The organism is Candidatus Thermoplasmatota archaeon, from assembly GCA_034660695.1.
Taxonomy (GTDB): Archaea; Thermoplasmatota; E2; order UBA202; family DSCA01; genus JAYEJS01.
Genome location: JAYEJS010000102.1, coordinates 1 through 6,314 on the forward strand (window position 1 = coordinate 1; position 6,314 = coordinate 6,314).

6 protein-coding genes are annotated in these 6,314 nt (G+C 41.0%); 3 read left to right on the forward strand and 3 right to left on the reverse strand.

Going from position 1 to position 6,314, the window contains the following annotated elements:
• Positions 1-134 precede the first annotated feature (134 nt).
• Both U9O96_05145 and U9O96_05150 read left to right on the forward strand, forming a co-directional pair.
• Positions 135-275: a hypothetical protein gene (locus U9O96_05145; GenBank protein ID MEA2054485.1), complete on the forward strand. Its 141-nt coding sequence runs from the start codon at positions 135-137 to the stop codon at positions 273-275.
• A 101-nt stretch (positions 276-376) separates the two neighbouring features.
• Positions 377-1,663, forward strand: coding sequence for a phenylacetate--CoA ligase (locus U9O96_05150; GenBank protein MEA2054486.1), 1,287 nt, complete (start codon positions 377-379; stop codon positions 1,661-1,663).
• Positions 1,664-1,672: 9 nt separating this feature from the next.
• Here the strand turns inward: U9O96_05150 and U9O96_05155 are convergent, their stop codons facing one another.
• On the reverse strand, positions 1,673-2,749 hold the full coding sequence (locus U9O96_05155) for a hypothetical protein (GenBank protein ID MEA2054487.1): 1,077 nt from the start codon (positions 2,747-2,749) through the stop codon (positions 1,673-1,675).
• A gap of 245 nt (positions 2,750-2,994) precedes the next feature.
• Here U9O96_05155 and U9O96_05160 point away from each other — a divergent pair, with 245 nt between their 5' ends.
• A complete protein-coding gene (locus U9O96_05160; GenBank protein MEA2054488.1) occupies positions 2,995-4,287 on the forward strand; it encodes a phenylacetate--CoA ligase in 1,293 nt (430 codons plus the stop codon).
• 3 nt (positions 4,288-4,290) lie between these two features.
• On the opposite strand, the gene U9O96_05165 is transcribed toward U9O96_05160, so the two are convergent.
• Both U9O96_05165 and U9O96_05170 read right to left on the reverse strand, forming a co-directional pair.
• Positions 4,291-5,385 (reverse strand): PAS domain-containing sensor histidine kinase, encoded by a 1,095-nt coding sequence (locus tag U9O96_05165; GenBank protein MEA2054489.1) that lies wholly within the window; start codon positions 5,383-5,385, stop codon positions 4,291-4,293.
• Complete coding sequence (locus U9O96_05170) at positions 5,337-6,101, reverse strand: hypothetical protein (GenBank protein MEA2054490.1); 765 nt, start codon at positions 6,099-6,101, stop codon at positions 5,337-5,339. The genes U9O96_05165 and U9O96_05170 overlap by 49 nt, the downstream gene beginning before the upstream one ends.
• Positions 6,102-6,314: the final 213 nt, after the last annotated feature.

The window sequence follows — 6,314 nt, forward strand, 5'->3', positions numbered from 1 at the left end:
CAAAGGTCATGCTAATCTCTGAGAAAAACGGCAGAAAATATCTTGCTAAGATTCCAAAAAGAGCCCATAGGATGATTGAGTTGTTTCCGGAGGCATTACCTATGGGTTAAAAATGCGGAGTTTCGGTGAGTAAAATGGGAAAACTGTTTGACGGGGAAACATTTGAAAAGATAGGGTTTTTAGATCTTTTGAGAGTGGTGAAATGCCCCATGCTAATCCCGAAAATTTTATTGCTGAGAAGGGGCACAAGCATAACGATGAGGTGGGAGTGGTGATAAATTATTGGGGGTTGAGATGCAAAGGCTGTAATCGTCTCAAGCTGCACCGCTCTATCTTATTCCCATCAAATTTTTATATCGTTCCCCAATTCATCCATATGCCTTATTGGGACAAAAAACATGAAACGATGCCTCTGGAGGATTTGAAAGAACTGCAGTTGAAAAGGCTGAAGAAAGTTTTGCATACGGTTTACGAAAAAAATGAATTCTATAGGAAAAAATTGAAATATGCAGGAGTAAAACCGGATGACATCAAAAGCCTTGATGACATAACCAGAATACCTTTTTTAACAAAAGATGACCTACGCCGGTATTATCCCTTCGGTTTGCTATGTACACCCATAGACGAGGTTGTAGAAGTCCATGCTTCTTCAGGCACGACGGGAAAGCCTGTCGTCGGTGCGTATACGCGGCACGATTTGGAGGTATGGAGCGAAGTAATGGCACGATCTTTATACGCGAACGGATTGAGAAAGAGCGATATTGTCCAGAATGCATATGGCTACGGCATGTTTACCGGGGCTCACGGATTCGAAAAAGGGGCACAGAAAATCGGGGCAATGGTTGTTCCCGTAAGCTCTGGAAATACGAAAAGACAGATAACAATCATGAAAGATTTTGGAACCACAGCACTGGCATCAACACCTTCTTATGCTCTTTACATGGCAGAGGTGGCAGAGGAAATGGGCTTTTCCCCGGGTGAAGATTTTCAACTCCGCCTCGGTTTGTTCGGGGCAGAAGCGTGGAGCGATGAGATGAGAAAGACCATAGAAAAAAAATGGAGCATCACTGCATGTGAACATTACGGGCTGACAGAACTTATTGGTCCTGGGGTGGTTTCCGAGTGTAATGAGAGGAGGCTTCACATCAATGCGGATCACTTCCTTGCGGAGATAATCGATCCGAAGACGGAAGAACAGCTTGAACCCGGTGAAGAAGGCGAGTTAGTTTTTACCACCCTGACTAAAGAAGCTTTTCCGGTCATCCGCTTCCGAACGAGAGATATAGCAGTCTACAGTGAAGAAGAATGCGAGTGCGGCAGGACATTACCCATACAGTCCCGCATAAAGGGAAGAAGCGACGACATGATGAAGATAAAAGGAGTAATTGTTTTTCCATCGCAGATAGAGGAAGCGATAATGAAAGTCGAGGGCATGAGCGGGAATTATGTGCTGGTTAAGGAAAAGAAGGGGGCAATGACCTCACTGAGGATAAAAGTGGAGCCGGTTGAGGGGCGATATGCGGAAGGCAAACTCGATAAATTGGGGAAGGATGTAGGGAATGAAATATATGCAATGCTTAACATCCATGTTCCTGTAGAGGTAGTAGAACCAAACAGCCTTCCAAGAAGCCTTGGAAAAGCTAGGAGGATAGTAGAGGAGTAGACCGTAGAGTTACAGCAAAGTACTGAAAACTATAATCAACAGTACCACAATGGGAATGCATATAAGAGTAGTCCAGGTTACAGAATAGGCAGTAGATTTTTTATCGATTCCATATGGAAGTAAAAACATGTTTGTGCTTGTTATTGGGAGAAATGAATTTATCATTATGACGGCAAACCATGCACTTGGTATTAGTCCAATAGCAAATAAAGGAGTGAGCACGATAGCAATAACTACAGGCGTTATTACAACCGTCATCAGAAAGATTTTTCTCACCCATGTCCAGTGCAGATCGCTTTTTCTATCCGTTTCCCTGCCTGACAGTTTCCTTATTTCTGATACCCTAAATTCTCTAGGATGTATGCTTGCTCCCACATAATACAGAGCAGCAGGTATTGTTAGTGTAGTATAAAATTTCAATAAAATACCGATATCGCCAAAATCATCTGTTGTGGCTCCTGTTTGCTCATGAGTAAGCACTGCAGCAATTACAAATGAAATTAGGTACCATGGGTACAGTTTTAAAAACCACGGTAAAGCATGGATGTGCTCTTCCCCTGTTTTTCTGGATTCTTTTTTATACATATGGGAAAGGATGTATGGAATGATTGCAAAAAGAGCTATGCCAAAGAGAGCCATAACAATTCCGGCTTCTGTCGGCCAGTATGCCATCATCGCACTTCCAATAAATGCTGAACTTCTGCCCTGATTTGTAAGAACCGTCCTGAGATAGAGATTTTTCTTTGACTCGGTTAAACATTGTTTTTTTGCAGAGTGCCTAGCATAAAAAAATGCAAGTAAATACATAAAAAAAATTGTCAGTCCGGCAACGGCTACAAATGCTATTTGTTCTCCACCAAAATGAGTATTTAAGAAAATTCTAAAGAGAAGGATCGGAATGAAAAAATAGAGCAGTATAAGCCCTACTTTTTTCATTATCCTGCCCATCCGTTCTTCACCGAATACATTGGAGAAGGCAATATTTGCCACGAAACCAATCACTATCCACGGCAATGTCCAGAGTCCGCTTATATATGGAATTACATCATTCAATATTTCGAGAATGGTTTCTACCTCTTTGCACATAAAAGCAATATTATATTAAAAGAATTTGGTGTCATCTCACAAATATTTTATGCCCCCTTTTCATTTACTGACGTGTTCAAAAAGGAGCGAGATATCTGCTTGAAACTGAAGGTGTCTTCCATCTTGATTTTCTATCGCTTAACGGCGAACTGCGTAAGGAATTGAAAGAGCAATACTACCAAATTCATAGTGATTTTTTAGCGTGGTTTCAGTAAATAATTTATATTGTACCTTCATAAGTGAGTATGTTCAATCCCCAAATGGAAACGATGCCGCAGAAGGAGTTGAGGGAACTGCAGTTGAAAAGGCTGAAGAAAACAGTCCGTCATTCCTATTCGAATATACCTTTTTACAAAAATAGGATGGACGAGACAGGCGTTGCCCCTTCAGACATTAAAAGCCTTGATGATATAAAGAAAATACCCTTTACCACTAAAGATGATTTGAGGGAGCATGCCCCTTTCGGTTTTCTTGCCGTGCCTTTAGAAAAATGCATAGAACTTCATTCATCGTCCGGCACAACAGGCGTGCCAGTAACAGTCTGCTATACCCCGGGTGACATTGAGGTATGGAGCGAGGTTATGGCGAGGTGTATGTCCATGGCTGGCCTGACAAAAAAGGACATTTTTCAGAATCCAATTCCTTATGGAACGTTCACCGGTGCATTTGGTTTCCATTATGGGGCACAGAAAGTCGGGGCAATGGTCATTCCAACTGGAAAAGGCCAGTCTGAAAGGCAGATTGAACTCATGCGTTATTATGGAACGACGTTCATGTCCGGTGTGGCTTCATATGCAGTACATCTGGGGCAGACGGCAATAAAGATGGGTATTGAACCGTCATCGCTTAACGTCAGAAACGGAATTTTTGGGGCGGAAATGTTTACTGCTGGAATGAAAGGGAAGATAAGGGAAATGTGGAATATGGATGTGCACGACATTTACGGATTGACTGAAATGTGTGGTCCGGGCGTTTCGGCTGACTGCGATGGGCATGACGGCCTACATTTATGGCAGGATCACTTCCTTGCGGAGATAATCGACCCGAAGACGGGAGAACAGCTTGAACCAGAGGAGAAGGGAGAAATGGTGCTCACAACTCTTACCAAGGAAGGAATGCCTCTCCTGAGGTACCGCACGAGGGATATTTCGTTCATTTACGATTCCACGGAATGCGAATGCAGAAGAACCCACATACGGCATGCCCCAATAATGGGAAGGAGCGACGATATGCTCATCATAAAGGGAACAAATATTTTCCCGGGCCAGATAGAAGAAGCGATAATGAAACACAAAATGGTTGCAGGCAACTGGCTCATGGTAATAGAAAATGTGGATGGCGTAGACCAGCTCACAATAAAAGTGGAGACAAAAAAACGCATCGGGGCAGAAGAAGGAGAAGAGCTCAGGAAAAACCTCATAAAATCTGTTCAAGTAATGACTTCTTTCACGCCAAAAATAGAAATTCTTCCGCCGGATTCTTTGCCTCGGGGGGGCATAAAGGCAAAAAGGGTTATTGACATGCGAGGACAGCAATAATCGTTATCTTCCCCATTTTTTTAGATAAATTTCGAATATTATTCCTTTTTCTCCACTTTTTACTTCAACCTTTCCCCCATAGCTGTCCACCACGGCTCTTACAAGATAAAGGCCAAGGCCGCTTCCCTGGCTTCCCTTGCCTTTTACCTTCTTATCAAAAATGTCATTCCTTATATACTCTGGGATTCCGGTTCCGTCATCTTCCACTAAAACAACAACATATCCATCTTTGGCTTTTCCACTGATATTTATATTTTTTCCTCCAGAATGGATGATGGCATTTCCTATGATATTTGAAAAAACTTCGCCTACGAGTTCATCCCCCATTACATCCAATTTTATGGGCTTGTATTGCATCCTTATGCTCCTCTTCCGCAGCTCGCTGGAAAATCCCTCTATTATTTTTCTCAATATGCTGTCTAAATTTATCCGTGAATATTCATGTTCTTCAGCGACCATCTGCATTTCCTTTACTTTTTTAATCAACTCATTGCTGGATTTTATTGCCCCGTAAGCCATTTTGGTCAGTTCCTTTTGTTCTTTATCCAGTTTGGTATCCATTATCAGCTCCAGATATCTCATTATTATCTGATTTTTGTTTCCAATATCGTGACGCAATAGGGAATGATAGAACTCTGCTTTTTCCGCTACTTCCTTCATCTTAGTGATGTCCGTAACCATCGCAAATGTCCCACCGAATTTTCTATCGGGTGTATTAAAAGGGGCTGCAGATATTATGACATTCAAGATTTTGCCATTTTTGTGAATCACAATTGCTTCATACGAATCCTTAGTGCCTTTTTTTCTGAGAATTGTTTTTTGCTGAAATATTTTGAATTGTTCTTTCGTTGTTATTTCCCTCAAATTCATTCCGATGAGTTTATCGACAGGATAACCTATCAGATCTGCTAGGGATTGATTTACAAACAATATGTTTTCATCCGGGTCTAGCCTTATAATCCCTTCCTTTGCAGTTTCTACCAGTATTCTGTACCTGCTTTCCGATTCTTTTAATTTCTCCAGTGTTTGCAGTCCTTTCAGAACAGTTGCTATCTCAGATACAAGAGTGTTGAATAAAATTCTGTCGGCATAGGGAATCGAATCGACTTCATCATTTTGAACATCAAATACCCCGTATTTTTTTTCTTGAACGTTATCGGAACAGCATATTCGCATCTGGCTCCTGGTACCCCTTCAATATATCCTTCGGCTTTTAAAACATCCGGTACGTATTGTGCCTCATTTTTATTGAAAGCATAAACAGTTATTCCTTTTCCCTCCAATGGTAATTTTAGTGCGCGTGTTCCTTCATCATATCCTCTCTCTTTCACAATTTTAAGGTGGTTGTTACTTCTTTCAAGAATTGCACAGTTCTGGTAACCAAGATTGTCTTTGGTAAAATTCATGACCAAGTCGTATACTTTCTCTCTGCTTGATGCAACTTTCATTTCCCTCGAAACTTTCTCCACGCCCCTCATTTTTTTATCGAATATCATGTGGCTGGTCACTTCGACGATGCATCCAAATATGGCTCTTTCATCTTTGTAATATGATGTTGCCCCCCTGTATTCAACCCACATCTCTCTATCTTTTTTTCCGAATTTAAATCTGACGGGAATTCCGTGTATTATTTTTTTTCTAACTTTATCCACGTCATCATGAACCAATTTCCAAAATCTTTCTTCTGAAATTTCTTTTTCTGAAAAGCCAGCAAGCCCGGCCATGTATTCATTGAGCAGCAAAACTTTCCTTCCCACGATTGCAAAAAATCCTGCAGGCACTTTCTCCATAAATTTGCTGTCTATTTCTGACATCTATACTGTACCCATCACTGAAAGCTAAATGCACTTTCTGCTTGTATATAATTTTGCCTATTTATAATTTCTTAATTTTTCAGTCTTAGAATGCTTTGAAAAACCCCCACCGTATTCATCATTTTTTCGTAGCGGCCTATAATACATCGGTTTACCGATAACTTTATATATATAAATATATATTAAGTTATTGAGATGATGCAAATGAGAAAG

Excerpts from the sequence above, each read along its gene's own strand:
- U9O96_05150 (MEA2054486.1), top strand. The coding sequence starts at position 377 with ATGCCTTATTGGGACAAAAAACATGAAACGATGCCTCTGGAGGATTTG.
- U9O96_05170 (MEA2054490.1), bottom strand. The coding sequence starts at position 6,101 with ATGTCAGAAATAGACAGCAAATTTATGGAGAAAGTGCCTGCAGGATTT.
- U9O96_05160 (MEA2054488.1), top strand. The coding sequence starts at position 2,995 with ATGTTCAATCCCCAAATGGAAACGATGCCGCAGAAGGAGTTGAGGGAA.
- U9O96_05155 (MEA2054487.1), bottom strand. The coding sequence starts at position 2,749 with ATGTGCAAAGAGGTAGAAACCATTCTCGAAATATTGAATGATGTAATT.
- U9O96_05145 (MEA2054485.1), top strand. The coding sequence starts at position 135 with ATGGGAAAACTGTTTGACGGGGAAACATTTGAAAAGATAGGGTTTTTA.